Consider the following 17,458-nt stretch of genomic DNA (forward strand, 5'->3'; position numbering starts at 1 on the left):
TGCTCCGGAGGAAGCGTGACGGAGACCTCCGTGTAATAGAGTTTCGGTTTGCTCATGTTTCCACCTCTTTCGGAATTTGTTGGGGTGAAGCGCGCTAGAGAAGCTTATCCGGCCTTATGGGAAAGTTTCTGACGCGCTTGCCTCGCGTTGAAGGTCGCGTTGGCGACGGCTGCGGCCGTGCCGACCAGCCCCATCTCGCGATGCCCTCCGCGCCCAACGCGTTGGGAATCATGTCCGTTCCTCTAACCAGATCACCTCCATGCTGTGAGTGTCCGGGCAGACCGGCACATGGTACTCGCCGAGTTCGGCGTTGATCCACATCGAGCTCATCGCGCCGCGCCAATGCCCATCGTAACGTCACCGATGTGCTGACTATTCGTGAAGCTTCGGATCGATGATTCGACCGCAGTTCAGAGAACTACAAGCCGACATGTCTGGGTTACGCCGGTATGCACGTCAACGGAGACCTCACAAAAGTGCGCGGCCGAATGGGTTCATTGAAAATTCTTGACCTCTTCTTGTCCGGACCGGCTGCGGCCGTCGCTTCCACCAGTTCGCGTCCGGCAGGTTTCAGGAAAGATGCAAACCGTAATCGCCAGCGATAATGGTTGCCCCAATCCCGCACCTCCTCCGACAGATTTTGAACGTAGATGGACTTTGTTATCTGGCAATCCGAACGACTGAGCCAGTTTGCGCTTCACGCGCTGCCCGTAGCGCGACGGCTGTTCGATAAAGGGCGCGTCCCCGCGTCATTCGGCAAGGATCGCCCACCGCGACAACAATCAGCTCGACGAGGTGCGAGGCCGGCTCGTGCGCTTCACCGAGATTTTCGCGAAAGGAGCAGGTGGGCGTCTCTGCCTCGTACTGGATCCTAACTAAGTCGGCTGCCTCCTGCGCCGCTTCGAAGCTCTCAGCCACAACCGCGACGTCCTGTCCAATATCGGATCTGATCGGATTCCAGCGCGGGCACGCGCGCGGCCGTGTTGGTAGTCACCTTAGCCGGATCGGATGGTTGCCTAACAGTATTACGGAACTCGTTCGAACGATCGAACAACGAAACGCATGTAACCGCTGCCCACGAGCCTGGAGCGTTTTGCGATTGCCGTCGCGCAGCCTGATGATGTCAACCATAGTCGCCCCCACCACTCGCGACAATGTGATCTTCGTTCATCGGCCGAATCGGCGGACCCTAAGAAATACGTCAACTAAATCGCTAAGTAGAAAAGAAAGCTTGGCGTGCGGTTGTTGCCGTGACCCTCCTGGAACACTGTAGCGGAAACACCGACTGTTGGTGGAGATTGCTGCTCAGTTGCTTATGTAGCAAAGGGCAGGGAAATCCCTCTCTTGGCGGCTGCAATCGAAGGTACTGAGGCGCGAAATCTCACCATGTCAGCGCTCGAGCCACTCTATGCGGCACGCGATGCCGGTCAACTCAACACAGTGCGACTTGCGGCCGTTACTTTGCCAGATGCACGGGGAGAGCTCCGTTTCTAGAGCTGCATGGCGAGTGGTCGGAGTTTGCTGATAAGTGCGTTGGCCCGTTCGCGCCAATGGATAGACGGGTCACGTTGCTAATGCGGCGAACCCGAGATCACTGATTTCGCCTGACAATTGAGAAGTTGAACTGTCGGCAAGGTCAAACAGCCGATCAGAGGCAGTGCTTGGAATGAGGTAGCGGCCGGGGCCAACTGTCCTGGGCATCGAGCAGCTCGGCACGTTCCCGGCCTTCGGAATCGCACATTAGGGCTCTTCATACTGGGTGGTATGCCAGGCGCCGTCGCTAAACCTCTTCGGAGTGATGCTCTTCGCCACAAGAGAAGGGGCTCGCCTGTTATGTCTCGCATTCTGAAGGGGGCGGTGGGAGGAGGCCCTCCGTCGATGTGTAAAGCGGGTATCACGTGTAAGTACGTTTCATAGTTTGAAGTTCAATTCAGCCAGTATTGATTTTGTAAAGAATCTCTGAATAACTTCCTTTGTTACTCCTTCGAGCCGGTCTGGACGCCATTTGGGGTTGCGATCCTTCTCGATGATGAGAGCTCGAACACCCTCTACAAAATCGCGCTCTCGTAGAAAGGTCTGTGCGAGGCGAAACTCTTGTCGAAGGCAGGAGGCAAGATCGTTTAGCCTTCGTGCGTTTCTGAGAGCTGTGAGAGTAACCTTGAGCGAGGTTGGGGACTTTTTCTCAAGTCCATAAAGGGCAACTCTGGCCTCAGGGTCTGTATCTAGGGCGAGTGCAGCGAAGATCTCTTCGACCGTCTGAGCTGAAAAGCATCTTTTGATCCATGCTCGCTGCTTCACAGTCATGCCTGGCGGGGCCTGGGTCGTATAACCGAGTAGAGTATTCTCCGCTGCGGCTAGGTCCTCACACTTCTCCAGATCACGCGCCAGGCTCGATAGATCTCTGCTGAAAACCATGGTATCGGCTAACCCGCAGAAGATGGCGTCCGCTGCCCCTATCCGGCAGCCGGTAAGCCCGAGGTAGGTGCCGATCTCATCGGGTGCAGTCCCCAGAAGATAAGTACCACCCACATCTGGCACAAAGCCTATTGCAGTTTCGGGCATCGCAAGCTCTGAACGTTCCGTCACAATACGATGCGAAGCATGTGCGGATATGCCGATGCCGCCACCCATGACGATCCCATCCATCAAAACTACATAGGGCTTCGGATAGCGCGAGATGAGATAGTTGAGCCGGTATTCCTTTCGAAAAAACTCGGTGGCGACCTCTCTCGAGTCGTTGATGACGGCGGTGTACATAGCGCGTATGTCCCCGCCAGCACAAAGTCCCCGCTCTCCGGCACCATCGACCAGCACGAATTGGATTGATTCTTCGCTGGCCCACGCCATCAGCGTGGTGTGCATCTTGTCGACCATTTCGAGTGTCAAGGCATTCAAAGCTCGTGGCCGGTTCAGCGTGATTCTGCCGCAAGCACCAGAGACTCGCACCAAGACATCGTTCATCTTTTCGATCCGCTCGCAGGAAGGTGAGTCATAGGTCTCTTTGCTGAAAGGCTTTCGTATCTTGGTCGAGGAAGTGTTTAGAGTCTTCAATCGAATAGTACAACCTGACGTATTGCCTCTCCTTGTGCCAACCGGTCGAAGCCCTCGTTCAGGTCTTCAAGACGAAGACGATGTGTAAGCAGACGATCCACCGGAAGCAAGCCCGCGCGATAAAGAGCAATGAAGCGGGGCAGATCCCGCGAAGGAACGGATGAACCCAGATAAGAACCCTTGATCGTGCGCTCTTCGGTGACCAGACTGACTACTGGTATATTCAGCCTCTTATCGGGGGCAGGAAGTCCAACGCTCACTGTAGTCCCCCCTCGGCGTGTTACTGAATAGGCTTGGGCAAGGACTACTCCACTTCCGACCGATTCGAGCGCATATTGAACTCCGCCGGCTGTGATCTGACGCAAAGTATCGACAAGATCTTCGGATCTTGGATCGAGGGCATGGTGTGCTCCCAAGTCCAACGCGATTGCAAGCTTCTGCTCGTTTACGTCGATAGCGATTAGCGGGTATGCGCCCGAACAACTAGCACCCAGCAGGGAACTGAGACCAACTCCTCCGAGCCCGAAGACCGCTACACTCTCTCCCGCGGAGACCTTCGCGGTGTTCACGATCGCGCCCACCCCTGTAAGAACGGCGCAGCCAAACAGTGCCCCAATCTCAGGTTCAAGATTCCCGTCTACTCTTACCACCGATCGTCTGGATACCACAACATACTCTGCAAACGCCGAGACACCCAAGTGATGGGCAAGTGGCCGCCCGGCCGCGTCCCTCCATCGACTGCCTCCCCCCAATAGTTCTCCTTTTGCATTTGCAGAAGCACCCGGTTGACACAGTGCTGGTCTTCCTGTGGCACAGGGTTCACAGTGGCCACAGATCGGCACGAACGAAAACACGACATGGTCCCCGACGAAAAGATCCTCGACACCATCTCCAAGTTCTACGATCTCGCCTGCAGCTTCATGCCCTAACACCATGGGAAGGGGGCGCGGACGTGATCCGTCGATGACCGATAGGTCCGAGTGACAAAGGCCGGCTGCAAGGATTCGCACCGTTATCTCTCCGCGGCTAGGCGGCGCTAAATCCACTTCTTCGATTCCAAGCGGCTGCGACTCGGCGTATGGTTTCTGACTTCCGCTGTTTCGTAACACTGCCGCCCTGACCTTCATAACGGCACCTCGATGTGCAAAGCTTCAAGGGCCGCACGCAAAGCTGCCGTCAGTGGCGAAGGACGGCGGGTGTAGCGATCGACAAAGACATGCACAAACCAGCCCTCCGCGGCCGCTGTATCGACACCGCTGCGGAAGAGCCCGATACCGTATCGCACGCTGCTTGTGCCCAGGTGTTCGACACATAAACCAGCTTCTAGAGTTTCGGGGAAAGACAGCTCGGCAAGAAACTTGCAATGAGATTCAGCACACACACCTACTAAGGTTCCTCGGTGAATATCGAGCCCTCCAAACGCAATGAGATAGGAATTGATGACTGTATCGAAGTAGCTATAGTACTCGATGTTATTCACATGGCCATAGATATCGTTGTCCCGCCACCGAGTTCCGATGGACAGAAAGTGTTTGTACTTGTTACGCTCTGCCATTTGCAATTGCCACGCTGGACGAAATTTTGGACGCCTGCCATGGTAGCCTAGCAAACCATGACAACGAAAGGCCTCGAGCGAACACCTGTACCGCGAGACAAAGAGGACGACTACACTCGGAAGGCGGCCGCTCATCGGCGTGCGTTCGCTGAACAGCAGACCGGTGCCGTTCTCGAGCACGTTGCCCAATACTCTTTCGATCCTGCACAACTTCCCGGAGATATAGAGAACTTCATGGGCGTTGCCCAGGTCCCCGTCGGTCTTACAGGTCCACTGAGAATCGAAGGGGAGCATGCGCGAGGCAACTTCTACATTCCTATGGCGACGACGGAAGGCACCTTAGTCGCCAGCTACAACCGAGGCATGCGGTTGTTGACCGAATGCGGAGGAGTCAAAACGACCGTCGTAAAGCACAGCATGCAGCGCTCTCCGGTCTTCGAGTTAGGCGATGCCCTCCAAGCGCGCACCCTGGGCGAATGGCTCGATGATCACTTCAGCGAGATCCAACATGCGGCCGAGGCCACTACTTCCGCCGGCAAGCTCGTGGAGATTCGCAAATACATCATAGGACCCCTGCTTTATCTGCGCTTCAACTACACGACCGGCGATGCAGCCGGTCAGAACATGGTTGGCAAAGCCACGCTCGCCGCCTGTCTTTGGATTCAGACCAACCATCCCAATCGCCCCCACTTCTTTCTGTCGGGGAACATCGACACCGACAAGAAGCACTCCCAGATGAACACCATCGAGACACGCGGCAAGCGAGTTGTCGCCGAAGCGACTCTATCTGGCGACGCCCTTAAGAGCATCATGGGCGCCGACGCAGAGACTCTCTTCCACGTGCGGCAGATCTCCCAGGCCGGTGCCTTCATGGCAGGATCCTCGAACAATGGGGCTCACTCCGCGAACGGACTGACAGCACTCTTCATAGCCACAGGCCAGGACGTCGCCAACGTAGCCGAGTCTCACGCCGCAATCGTCTATGCCCAGCTTCTGGCGAACGGCGATTACTACTGGTCGATCACCCTCCCATCGCTGGTTGTCGCAACCTACGGCGGAGGGACGGGTCTCGCTACCCAGCGAGAGTGCCTTGATCTGCTCGGTTGCTACGGCACAGGGCAAGCCGATAAGTTTGCAGAGATCTGCGCGGCTACCGTCCTCGCCGGCGAGATCTCGCTGAGCAGCGCGATCATACGTGGGGACTGGGTTTCGAGCCATGACCGCCTCGGACGCAACCGCCCCTAAACGATGCGGAGGACGGAGTTGGCTTTTCAGAACTGTTGTCAAATAGTTGCGACTTGGGCCGCTAACGGAATTGCGCGCCGGGCTCAATAGCGGGCTAAGTCCGAGCTTCTCCGCCGAAGAATTGGTCAGAAGCGGCCAAGGCCAAAAACTAGTCTTGACTAGACTATCAAGTCTGGACTAGATTGATGCGGCTGTGAGAAGGGGGAAACATGTCATTGCTGGAGATGGAGAAGGCACCGCGAGTGGCGCCGCCGGACGATGCCGGAGATGCGATAGCCATTAGTCAACTACACCAGGCGTTCGAGGCTCAAAGACGCGCATTTGCCTCAGATCGGCAGCCAAGCCTCGCTAAGCGTCGCGAGCGTCTTCAGCGGATCAGCTCCATGATGGAGTCTAACCGGGAGAAGATCTATGCAGCGCTGAAGCTGGACTTCGGCTCGCATCCCGATCCTCTTGCCGAGGCGCTTGAGGTAAAAGCCGTTACGGCGAGAGTCGATTATGCACTAGCAAATCTCGAGGAGTGGATGCAGCCGATGCCCCGCGAGGTCGATCCCGCCTATCAAGGCGTTCTACGGGCTATCCTCAAGAGCCAACCGAAGGGTGTCGTCGCCAACATCGCTCCATGGAACTTTCCCTTTGAAATCGGCATCGGCCCCCTGGTCGATATGCTCGCGGCCGGCAACCGCGTCATGCTTAAGCCATCGGAGTTCGCGCCAGCCTCCGCCTCTCTCATGCGCGAGATGGTGTCGGAGGCCTTTGCACCTGACCTTGTCTACATCGCCGTGGGCGGCCTCGAGCTAGCCCGCGCCTTCTCGGCTCTGCCCTTCGATCATCTGCTCTACACGGGAAGCAGCAACGTCGGCCGGGAGGTGATGCTCGCAGCGGCGCAGAACCTCACGCCAGTCACCCTGGAACTGGGAGGCAAGTGCCCGGCTGTGTTGCTGCCGGGAAGCGTTACTGCTGAGTCGGTCGGCGGCATACTGGGGGTGAAGATGATCAAGAACGGTCAGATGTGTGTCACTGTAGACTATTGCTTTGTCCCAAGGGCCGACCTCGATAACTTTGCCCGCCTCGCGACTGAGTTCATGGCCAAGGCCGCGCCCAACTATGCCGCGTCCTCAGCATGTGCCGGAATCATCTCCGAGCGCCACCTCGACCGAATCACCAGACTGCTGGCCGAAGCCGGAGACAGCCATTCTCGTATCCTGACGCTCGAAGACGACGGTGGTGTAGATCGTCAGACGCGCAGAATGCCCATCTCCCTCGTGCTGGACCCTGCGCCTGGCCTGCGCCTTATGCAGGAAGAGATCTTTGGGCCAATCCTGCCCGTAATCCCTTATGACACGGTGGATGAAGTGATCGAACACATCAACGCGGGAAATAGTCCCCTCGGAGTGTATGTCTTTGGCGATGACGGAGCTACCATCAGTCACATCCTCGGCCAGACAGTTTCCGGCGGAGCCGCGATCAACGCATGCGCCATCCAGGCAGGCCTCAAGTCCCTGGCCTTCGGTGGAGTAGGTATGAGCGGAATGGGTCGCCACCACGGTGAGGCAGGGTTTCGCGAGTTTTCCAACCAACGCGGCATCGTCGTCCGAGGTCAGGGTCCGCAGTTTGACGGACTGCTCTCTCCCTCGCAAAACGCAGAGAACGTTGTGGCACAGGTTCCGAGTAACTGAACGGATTCAGCCTCTGATGAACTCGAGGTCTCGCGCGGCTAGACACCCATGCAATTCTCATCGTCTCCCAGTCTTTACTAAAACAGGGGTGAAACCAAGTGGCAGAAGGGTATGGCCGGACATTATGATTCGCGCCAACCGCAAAGGCTGGTAGATATGACTAAATCTCGCAATCAGATTGACGAGAGCTACAAGACACTCGAGATCGACGATTCTTCTGAAGTGGATGCGGCGTGTGAAGCCCGGTTCGCGCTCATCCAAGAGGGTTATTCTTGTTAGGCGCTCGGCTCAAAGAAGACACTTACGATCTCGTGGATCCGGAACTGGTGGCGGTTCTCCTGAACCTACCCCAACTGGAGTTTTCAGAGGACACCCTGATCGAGGCCAGAAAACGTCCATGGTTAGAGTCTCTACCTGCACCATTCCCCGCCACCGGGGAGCCGCTTCATTCCGGGAGTTCCTGGCTTCCCAGACATCCGCGTCATCATCGCAGATCCTAATCCTGGCGCATCTGGACGTCCTGTCTATATCCATATGCATGGCGGCGGATACGTGACGACAAGCACTGTGATCTATCCGATCATTCAGAGAATTGCATACGACTGCCAGTGCCTGGTCGTCTCCGTCGATTACCGTTTGGCGCCTGAGACCTCCTATCCGGGAGCCCTCGACGATAACTATGCTGCCTTGCAGTGGGTTCATGACAACGCAGAGATGCTCGGGGTTGACCGCAAGCGGATCGCTGTCGGAGGCGAAAGTGCGGGCGGCGGTCACGCAGCCGCTTTGGCGTTACGCGCGAGAGATCGCAAAGAGATTCCCGTTATATTTCCGCTGCTCATCTATCCAATGCTTGACGACCGGACTGGCAGTACTCGTCGTGCTCCAAGGTGCATGGGTCGCTACGTATGGAATGAGGCGTCTAACCGTTTCGGATGGTCAGCTCATTTCGGTGTGACTGCGGGATCGGCAGAGGTCTTGCCGGGTTCGGTTCCGGCTCGGGTCGAAGATCTATCCGGACTTCCCCCGGCATGGATTGGGACGGGTTCGATCGACCTGTATGCCGAGGAAGATATAACTTATGCGAAGCGGCTAATGGCCGCCGGGGTTCCTCCAGAGCTGGCTGTGTTCCAAGGCGGGTACCATGGGTTTGATGTCATCGCCCCGTCCCCCACAGTCTCGCGACGATTTAGGGAAGGTTGGCAGTCAGCTCTCCGACGAGCCTTCGCGACGGTGTGAGGACTGCCATCTCGAACAGAGAGGGAGGCCGCGGCATGATCGAACCCACAGCAACTTCAAGGCGATTTAGCCGGCCAGACGACCTAAGACCTGGGTACGGAAGCCTGCAAGGCGGCCTCCATCGACGATGATCGTCTGGCCAGTGATGTATCTGCTTTCATCACTAGCGAGGAAGTGGTAGACGCCAACCAAGTCGTCGATCTCGGCGATGCGTCCGAGCGCGGATAGATTCTTTGCCAGCGCATTCAGGATGTGTCCCGGCGGCAGCATCGGCGTCCTTACCGGCCCCGGTGCGACCGCATTGACCCGTATATTGCGCATGCCCAGTTCTACCGCGGAGGTCTTGGTCAGGCTGATGATCGCCGCCTTGGTTGCGCTGTAGTCAAAGAACCCCTCATTCTGTTGCAGTCCGGCCACCGAAGCGGTGTTGATGATCGAACCGCCATCGAGCATGTGTGCGGGCCCATACTTCAACATGTAATAGGTTCCATAGAGATTGAGGTCTACCACGCTGTCCAGAACGTCCTCGTCTGAGTCGGTTAGGTGCTTGCCGTTGCCGGGCTTTCCCGCGTTGTGAATGATGACGTGAAGCTTGCCGACGGCGCCCTCTGCTTGTTGGAAGGCTTTAATCACCCGGTCGCGATCGGTGACGTCGACCTCAAGAAAGAGGGCGCCCGCATCCAGGACGGCTTGCGGTGGCGCTTGAATGTCGGCGACGATCACACGCGCACCCTCCTGCAGGCACCGTTGACAGGTTCCAAGACCTATGCCAGACGAACCACCGGTGATGAAGATCGACTTGCCCTGAAGGCTGAAGGGAGCTAACTTGTTCACGTTTCTCTCCTAATGCGAGGTGCGGCGATTGGTCTTTTAGAATTGAATGCGATAGTTGAGCTTTGTCAATAATTCGGCAGACTGGCGAAGGCGGTGACGGGCGGCATGGCATTCGGGTCGGCCAGAATATCGATCAGCACGGAGGAGTTCGCTGCCAGTGCTTCCTTGATCGTGGCCGCGATGTTCTCTGCACGTTCCAGGCGAATGCCCTTTATGCCGCATGCTTCAGCGATGGCCGCATGGTCGACCGGGTCGAAGTCGCAGACACTGGTGTGACGTCCGAGGCCGGCATCTTCAGCGTGCTTCTGGTAGCCAAGAACGCCATTATTCATGACCGCAACCACGACCTTGATTCCGTGGCGACACGCCGTTTCCAACTCCGACCAGACATGGCCAAAGCCACCGTCGCCTACGATGCAGAAGACGGGCCTATCCGGATTTCCTATCTTTGCCCCCATTGCCAGTGGGAATCCCCATCCTAGACCGGCCTGCCCCCGCGGTGTGATGAAGCGGCGATTGAATTTGGCGGTGAGGAAGTTGGCAACCCATATTGACGAGAAGCTAGCGTCTGCCACCACGATGTGATCATCTGCGAGTTGCTTTTCGAGCTCGGTCATAAAGGCTTCGGGCCGAATCGGCGCAGCCTTTGATTGCGCCACACCAGCGATCTCTTCCTGATGGCGAAGCCTCGCCGTTGCGATAGTGCTCACGATCGAAGCACGCGCTAAGCGTCGCTTGCTAAGATCCTGCGCGGCCATGGCTGAATTCAACGCGGTCAGAGTCAGCTTAGCGTCGCCATTCAGCCTCAATGCCTCATAGTTTCGACCGATCTCCAGAGAGTCAATATCGATGTGAATGTACGTAGCTTCCCGTGGAAGCAGCTTCCAAGAGTCAGTACCATTTTGATTGGTTCGATTGCCAATCAACAGTACAACATCCGCGTCGGTCACCATTGGTTTAACAAACTTGGCCATACCACGCGTCGCCATGAAGTAGCCAATGACACCCATCGATAGTGGATGTGTTTCGTCTACACCGCCCTTGCCCATCGTGCTGGTTGCAACAGGCAGGTGGGCGATCTCCTGCAACTCACGTAATTCCTTCTGCGCTCTTGAGCCGATTACACCGCCACCCGCATAGACGATTGGCGCGTTTGCATTGGCCAACAGCTCTGCTGCAAGCGCAATTTGTGCTTGCTCTGGTTGACTACGGTCCATAGGATAGCGGCCCAGATGCGCCTTTCGCGTTGCGACGGGTTTTTCCTCCCTCTCGGCCAGTAACTCCATGGATACCAGCAGAACTGCAGGACCAGGACGTCCACTGGCAGCAGCGGTAAACGCCATGTCCACGTAGTCTTCGATACGGTCAGCAGTCGTCACTCGTCGAATCCACTTCGACACTCCCTTAAACAGTTCAAGCTGGTCCAATTCCTGAAACGCATTGCGATCCTGAGTGCTAGGACCTACATCCTGAACCAGGGCGATGATGGGAGTAGATGCAGAAAGGCACTCCGCCAGCCCGGGCACCAACAGGGTTGCCGCTGGGCCATTCTGGGCCGTGACGACGGGAACCTTACCTGTCGCGCGTGCGTAACCATCGGCCATGTAGGTGCCCGAATTTTCCTGCCGATAGCCTATCTGCCGGATGCCCAGATCGTCTGCAGCCATCGTCAGTGCAGGCGGATTGCTCTGCCCAAACAGATAGTCGACCCCATGTCGCTTCAGCGCGTTGGCGAATCGTTGCGGTGGCCGCAGCAGCAGTGGCTTGTCACTCATGATCCCTCAACCTTTCTCGTATTGACCGTCTTATGCTGACTTTGGCGCATCACAGATGCCGACAGGCATCTCACCGCTAAATGAACTTAGGGCACAATCAGTACCTTGCAATGGTCGTTCGGTTTGCCGAGCTTCTCGAACATTGCGGACGCCGCCTCAAGGTTGACTGTAGCCGTTACAAGGCCATCGACAGCCACTCGGCGCGCGGTAAGCATGCGTTGAACGAAGTGAAAATCGCTCGACACATATGCGACCGGAAATGTCATCCGCAGCCGCTTCAAAGCCGCAGAGACTACCGTAAAGTTTTCCGGTTGCATACCGGTGCCTACGAGTACCAGATGCGCATTGGTCGGTGCCATCTCGATCAACTTGGCGATCATCGGACGGCCGACGCACTCGAAGATTACCGATGGTTTGCGGCCAGTCTGACGCTCGTACTCTGCAACAGGATTGACATGTTGCGCTGCATCGATGACAAGATCGAATCCTATAGCGTGTGCCCGTGCCAAACGGGCCGGCACCATCTCACTGATGCCGACGTCGCCTGCGCCGAAAAATCTAGCCCACTTGGCAATTGCGATCCCAATAACACCGGCACCGACGATCAATATGCTTGCGCCCGCCTCCACATTGGCGGTTCTCCAGGCGTTCAAGCCGACCGCCAAGGGTTCGATCATGGCTGCGTCGTTGTCGCTCAGTACATCAGAGATCTTTATCGCTAATCCTGCCATACAAGTGGAGTATTCGGCGTAGGCGCCTGGCATCCGTGTGTCGAATCCTTGCATGATGATCTGACTGCACTCAGCATGGCGGCCAGACTGGCACTGGGGGCATGTGCCGCACGGTCTTGCAGGGAGCGCGACGAGGCGGTCACCGATCTTCCAGCCATTGCTTCCAGGACCGACCTCAACGACTTCGCCCGAGTATTCATGTCCGAGGACGTTCCCTGACTGCAACAAGCCGGATACTTCAACCGCATGCAAGTCAGACCCACAGATACCGCAGGCTTTGACCTTGAACACTAACCCATCAGGAAAGACGGTTGGTCTTGGAACGTCCGCAATCTGTAATGGCTGACCGACTTTGGCAAACTGCAATGCCTTCATATTATTTCCTCTGACTACTTTTAGTTGGGATCTTTCTGATACGGTGTACGGCGTCGACAGAGGCCGAGCGTTCCAATCCATGAAAGCCAACCGTCTCGATCGCATTCATCAATCGCTCGAGGGTCAAGCCTGCGATGGATGGAACCCACTTCCCAAGCCAGATGAGCATTCCCAAAAGCAGCTCAACGACTAGTTCCGGCTCACAAAGAACGACGGAACCATCCGACATGCCCTCGTTCAGGAATCTCACCATAATGCCCTTAAGCCGGTCTGCCCACTCTCGAATTGTCTTTCGTTGAGCTGCGTCGAGGTAGGAGTAGTCGCCGAGATAGAGCAGGGAACCATGTTCTTTCGATTCAACGAGCATGCTATGAATGAAGTGCCGTAGCTTTTCAGCGCCGATCCCCCCGTTCAGGTCGGAGGCTTCGAGAAGCTTTTGCGCCCTTTCCAGTGAAGAGCGATGACACGCATAGGCGAGTGTCCGTTTGTCGTGGAAGTAGTGATACAGCGTGGCATCCCGTAGATCGAGAGCGGCTGCAATATCGACCATCGTCGCCTGGGCGTAGCTCTTAGTGTTGATGATCTCGATCGCGGCGCGGATGATTTCGCCTCGGCGCTTATCCGACTTGCGGCTGTTGGAGAGAGTCTTCACGGTTTTGGTCTTCTTTTTTGTCGCCATAGGGTTTGCCTGGCTCGAGATTTCATCGAGGTCTCGCGCCAACATGCATTCTGTCACATTTAGTGCACGCTAGAAAAACTAATCTTGACTAGAGTATCAAGTGTGGACTAGATTGTCCGCCGTGTTAAGGAAGTTAGGAATCGACACGCGGAGATACGAAGTATGAGCTTAGTCAGGTCTGCGGTGAAGTTCGACAAGAACGACAAAAAGCAAGTGGTGAGCGGTCAAGTTTGCAGCATTTTTTGCGGATTATTTCTAGCGCTGTTCGCGATAGGTTTGTGGTCGGTTCCTCCGGCCTGGGGACAGTCCGGTTATGCCACTGGAACTGTGCGGGGAAGTGTCTTCGACGCGCAGGGCGCCGTAGTTCCAAACGCAACAGTAACGGTGAGAAACCCAGAGACTGGTACAACGAGGGGCACCGTGACTTCGCCGGACGGAACCTATCAAGTCTTGTCGCTGAATCCGGGAACGTACACCGTTGAGGTTGATGCGCCAGGGTTCAAGAAAGAGATTGCCGATCAGGTCGTGGTCACAGTCGGGCAAACCGTAGTTTTCGACGCCCACCTGAGCATCGGAACGGCCAGCGCAACCGTTGAAGTGACGGGCAACTCAGCCCCGCTGATCGATACGGCTCAGACTCAACAGGCAAACACAATCAATGATCGTCAGGAGGTCAACCTTCCTAATATTTCCCGCAACTTCGCTCAAACCATCTACACCCTACCTGGGGTAGTCGATTCGACAGCACCATCGATTCAAGACCCTAACATTGGCACGGGCTACCAGACATCCGGATTTTCAATCGGCGGCAGCAATGGACGCTCCAATCTGTTCACCATCGATGGTGGCCAGAATGACTACGGCTCTGGCGCACCCCGCGTAGCGCATGTGCCACAGGATTCGGTCCAGGAGTTTCAAGTGAACCGCAACGCCTTTGGCGCGGAGTTTGGATTCACGGTGGGATCGGCCATCAACGTGATCACCAAGAGCGGTACCAACAAATTTCATGGCAACGCTTTCGGCTACTTCCACGACGAGAATACGGATGCGGCAAATTACTTCAACAGTTTCGGTCCGTCGACTGGCACGAAACCGTTTGAGCAAAGCGTCATTTACGGAGGGTCGTTCGGGGGGCCGATCAAGAGAGATAAACTATTTTTCTTTACATCCTACGAGCGGCAGAAGCTTGACAGCAATGTGACTGTCAACCTGGTGGATACCGCCGCGGCGCAAGGGGTCGCCGGACAGACAAACGGTTTTAATGGAACTTCCTGTCCCGCTCCAGTAACGCAGGCGTGCTATCTGACCCAGTTGGCCGCAACTGGTAGTTCGATTGATCCCCGCATAGCTGGCCTGGGAGCCTTTTTTTTGGGATCGTCGATCTTTACACCGATCAAAGACCCCATCTACAACGCGCTGATCTCTCCCAACAGCGGCACATTCAATGGGAACGCAAACGGAGGCGCTGTCCAGGCTCCGCCAAATCAACAGGGGCGATATAACAACTGGGTCACTCGGTTCGACTATCAACCTAATCAGGCCAATTCCTATTCGCTTCGCTTCTCACTCTCGCGCGAAGGCAACCAGGTAACAGGACCCGGCGGAATTCCGCGCTTCACTTCCATAATTCAGACTTTGCGGGATTACACAATCACTACCTCTTGGAACCACGTTTTCAATCCCAATCTCGTCAATACGGTCCGTGTCCAGGTGGTCCCGGATAATTCCTCCAAGAACGTCGCCCCTCATCCTGGCGGTGCCGAATTTGACCTGGGTAGTCTTGGCATTCAAGGCACTCCCTTCGACTTCCCATATAACCAACGCCAGAACCAGTATCAATTTGATGATGACCTTTCCTGGACCAAAGGCAACCACAACATGAAGTTCGGAGAGTCCTACCGTCCGGTGCAGTATGACATCTTCCAGGCCTTCTTGTTCGGAGGCGAATATGAGTACTTCGACGGCGCAATTCCGATCATCGATCTCTACGGGGCTACTCCCTACGGAAACCTGCAAGAATCCGTCGCCGCCTTCAACCTGATGAACGGCTACCCAGTAACCGGACCACCCAACACGAATCTCAGCGCCTCTCAGTTGTATGTTGTTGGTCTACCCTTGGCTTTGCTGCAAGGATCGGGAAACGGACAGTACAACGCTACGACCAATCCGATTGGGTTCTATGCTCAGGATTCCTGGAAAGCTTTGCCTAACCTGACCTTGAACTACGGCGGCCGGCTGGACATCGATCCGGTGCCGGATAACTACCCCACGAACACATTTTTCTCGCCACGCTTAGGGGTTGCGCTAGATACCTTCGGCAACGGAAAAACTGTGTTGCGTGCAGGTGCAGGCCTGTTTACTGCTCCGGTGCTTTTCATCGTACCGTTTACCTCGACGACTCTAAGCGGCAGTGCTAATCACGTCTATGCTTCTGTCGTTACCGCTCCAAACCAAATCGGTCAATTGGAGGGCGCGGGTACGCTCGAACGAAGCCTCGCGACAGTCGCTAATCCCAACCCGGCGCTCAGCCTCGGGCAGCTGTCATCGTTGGGCATCAACATTGTGCCGTCGGGACCGAACCAACAGAACGGCGCATTCTTCTCCGTGTCGCCTAACTTCAAGGCTCAATATTCCCTCCAGGCCAGCGCCAGCATAGCGCAGCAACTCGCGCCGAACCTCTCGCTTGAAATTGCCTATCAGTTTTACCGCGGTGTGCACATCCAACAGATTCAGGAAGCGAACTATATACAAAACTCAGCGCTCCCGATTGATCCATTTGTGGGACCCTTCTATACCCCCAAGCCTGGGTCAACGAACGGCCAACCAAATACGCAGATAGTAGAGAATGATCAAACGACGTCAGACGGAAGCTCGAACTACAACGGCCTGACGACATCGCTTACCAAACGCTACGGCCGGGGCCTGCAATTCCAAGTGAACTACACCTACAGCAGCGCCCTGGATAACACTAGCGACTTTAGCTCACAGAGCACCCCGTTTCGGCCCGGCTTGTTGAATCGCGATTACGCTCGGTCATCTTTCAATATTACGAACAGCTTTGTCGCCAACGCCGTGTACACGAGCCCGGCACGTATCGGCGGAAGCGTGGAATCCGCGCTGCTTTCGAATTTCACGATCGCGCCGATCGTCTCGGTGCGCAGCGGCGTCCCTTTCACCATCCTGGTTCCAGGAATTGAGTCTAACGGAACGAGTGGCCACACCAGTGAAGCGCGTCCGTTCAACGAAGAACGCAATCAAGGAAAGGGGCCGGTGTATGCAAGTTTTGATATGAGGATATCGAGAGCCATCGTGCTCAAAAAAGATTCCAGTCTGCGTCTTGAACTGATTGCACAGGCGGCAAACATTCTTAACCATACAAACTTCACCAGCGTTCAAAATATCTTTCCAAATACGGCAGTCACCGATCCAACAACAGGACTTACGACGTCCGCTGTTGTCTCGACCCCGGAAGGGAATGTGAATCTCCTAGACGGACCGTATAACTACGCAGGCTTCCGACCCAACGGACCGTCTCAACTAAGCGACCCCTTGGCATTTGAATCTTCCGCCCCTCCGCGGCAGATTAGCTTCGGCATGGAGTTCTCGTTCTGACAGACTGCGCGAAGAAGATCGATGCCTAGCTGAAAGGATGTCGGGTGATCCATGTTGAATCGTCGAGAAGATCTGGATGAGGCAGTTGCGAAAGGAACCCCAATGCATGGTAGTGCAACGAATTACTTAGCCGTTGAAACCGCGATGAGCGGTCTTTGTAATGCCGTTCTCAACCTTGCGGCTGCATTCGCTCTCTTTCACGGACGCGATAGTGTCCCCGCAACCGGCCCTGGCAGCTTACTTATGGATTCGATCGGTGAAACTTTTTTGGTAATTGCCCTCAGCATGTCGGTTCCTACTTTGATAGCACGTCATCGCAGGCGTGCAGGAACTCTTCCGACATACGCGGATCGCCAAACCGTACCTTCGGGCAATCCTTATATCAGGGCAATTGTCATGGCCCTTCTCTTCACCTGCTTTCTGGTCCTTTGCAATGCGTTCATACTCCCGCGGATCTTTCCCAATCGCGTTAGCTTCCGTAACGTACTCCTCTTTAAGACTTTCTACGGAGCAGTTCTTGGCTCCATAGCAACGTTGCTGGCTCTCTACCGCGCCCTGAGCGAAGAGCCGCCGATGCGTCCAAGTCGCGGTTGGTAATCGCAAGCTATGCACGTCCTTCAAGTCGAATGGTGGTCTTCGATCTTTCCGCCCCTTGCCACCTAAACCACTACAAAGCCGAAAGATGA

General features: G+C 55.8%; 13 protein-coding genes. 5 read left to right on the plus strand and 8 right to left on the minus strand.

Features of this window, described 5'->3' with window-relative positions:
• Positions 1-660 precede the first annotated feature (660 nt).
• The 4 genes from RBB76_RS21915 to RBB76_RS21930 all read right to left on the minus strand — a co-directional run bounded on the left by RBB76_RS21915 (position 661) and on the right by RBB76_RS21930 (position 4,606).
• Positions 661-918, minus strand: a complete 258-nt coding sequence (locus tag RBB76_RS21915) for a hypothetical protein (protein WP_429634307.1) — start codon at positions 916-918, stop codon at positions 661-663.
• Between the two features lie 993 nt (positions 919-1,911).
• The gene (locus RBB76_RS21920) at positions 1,912-2,961 is read right to left on the minus strand and encodes an enoyl-CoA hydratase/isomerase family protein (protein WP_429634305.1); all 1,050 of its coding nucleotides are present in this window, start codon (positions 2,959-2,961) and stop codon (positions 1,912-1,914) included.
• 86 nt (positions 2,962-3,047) lie between these two features.
• Positions 3,048-4,178, minus strand: a complete 1,131-nt coding sequence (locus tag RBB76_RS21925; protein WP_429634303.1) for a zinc-dependent alcohol dehydrogenase family protein — start codon at positions 4,176-4,178, stop codon at positions 3,048-3,050.
• Positions 4,175-4,606 (minus strand): acyl-CoA thioesterase, encoded by a 432-nt coding sequence (locus RBB76_RS21930; RefSeq protein ID WP_429634301.1) that lies wholly within the window; start codon positions 4,604-4,606, stop codon positions 4,175-4,177. The genes RBB76_RS21925 and RBB76_RS21930 overlap by 4 nt, the downstream gene beginning before the upstream one ends.
• Positions 4,607-4,663: 57 nt before the next feature.
• Between RBB76_RS21930 and RBB76_RS21935 the strand changes: the two genes are divergently transcribed.
• The 3 genes from RBB76_RS21935 (at position 4,664) to RBB76_RS21945 (ending at position 8,766) form a co-directional block, all read left to right on the plus strand.
• Positions 4,664-5,851, plus strand: coding sequence for a hydroxymethylglutaryl-CoA reductase (locus RBB76_RS21935; protein WP_429634299.1), 1,188 nt, complete (start codon positions 4,664-4,666; stop codon positions 5,849-5,851).
• 209 nt (positions 5,852-6,060) lie between these two features.
• Positions 6,061-7,530 carry an aldehyde dehydrogenase family protein gene (locus tag RBB76_RS21940; RefSeq protein WP_429634297.1) on the plus strand — a complete coding sequence of 490 codons (1,470 nt, stop codon included), beginning with the start codon at positions 6,061-6,063 and terminating at the stop codon, positions 7,528-7,530.
• Positions 7,531-8,016: 486 nt separating this feature from the next.
• A complete protein-coding gene (locus tag RBB76_RS21945; RefSeq protein ID WP_433963579.1) occupies positions 8,017-8,766 on the plus strand; it encodes an alpha/beta hydrolase fold domain-containing protein in 750 nt (249 codons plus the stop codon).
• A 66-nt stretch (positions 8,767-8,832) separates the two neighbouring features.
• Here the strand turns inward: RBB76_RS21945 and RBB76_RS21950 are convergent, their stop codons facing one another.
• The 4 genes from RBB76_RS21950 to RBB76_RS21965 form a co-directional block, all read right to left on the minus strand.
• On the minus strand, positions 8,833-9,600 hold the full coding sequence (locus tag RBB76_RS21950; protein WP_429634295.1) for an SDR family NAD(P)-dependent oxidoreductase: 768 nt from the start codon (positions 9,598-9,600) through the stop codon (positions 8,833-8,835).
• Between the two features lie 65 nt (positions 9,601-9,665).
• Complete coding sequence (locus RBB76_RS21955) at positions 9,666-11,375, minus strand: acetolactate synthase catalytic subunit (RefSeq protein ID WP_429634293.1); 1,710 nt, start codon at positions 11,373-11,375, stop codon at positions 9,666-9,668.
• An 86-nt stretch (positions 11,376-11,461) separates the two neighbouring features.
• Complete coding sequence (locus tag RBB76_RS21960; RefSeq protein WP_429634291.1) at positions 11,462-12,481, minus strand: alcohol dehydrogenase catalytic domain-containing protein; 1,020 nt, start codon at positions 12,479-12,481, stop codon at positions 11,462-11,464.
• A gap of 1 nt (position 12,482) precedes the next feature.
• Positions 12,483-13,160 (minus strand): TetR family transcriptional regulator, encoded by a 678-nt coding sequence (locus tag RBB76_RS21965; protein WP_429634289.1) that lies wholly within the window; start codon positions 13,158-13,160, stop codon positions 12,483-12,485.
• A 162-nt stretch (positions 13,161-13,322) separates the two neighbouring features.
• On the opposite strand from RBB76_RS21965, the gene RBB76_RS21970 reads away from it, so the two are divergent.
• Positions 13,323-16,772, plus strand: a complete 3,450-nt coding sequence (locus RBB76_RS21970) for a carboxypeptidase regulatory-like domain-containing protein (protein WP_429634287.1) — start codon at positions 13,323-13,325, stop codon at positions 16,770-16,772.
• A gap of 51 nt (positions 16,773-16,823) precedes the next feature.
• Positions 16,824-17,369 (plus strand): hypothetical protein, encoded by a 546-nt coding sequence (locus RBB76_RS21975; protein WP_429634285.1) that lies wholly within the window; start codon positions 16,824-16,826, stop codon positions 17,367-17,369.
• Positions 17,370-17,458 lie beyond the last annotated feature (89 nt).

Source organism: Tunturiibacter psychrotolerans, from assembly GCF_051013365.1.
Lineage (GTDB): Bacteria > Acidobacteriota > Terriglobia > Terriglobales > Acidobacteriaceae > Edaphobacter > Edaphobacter psychrotolerans_A.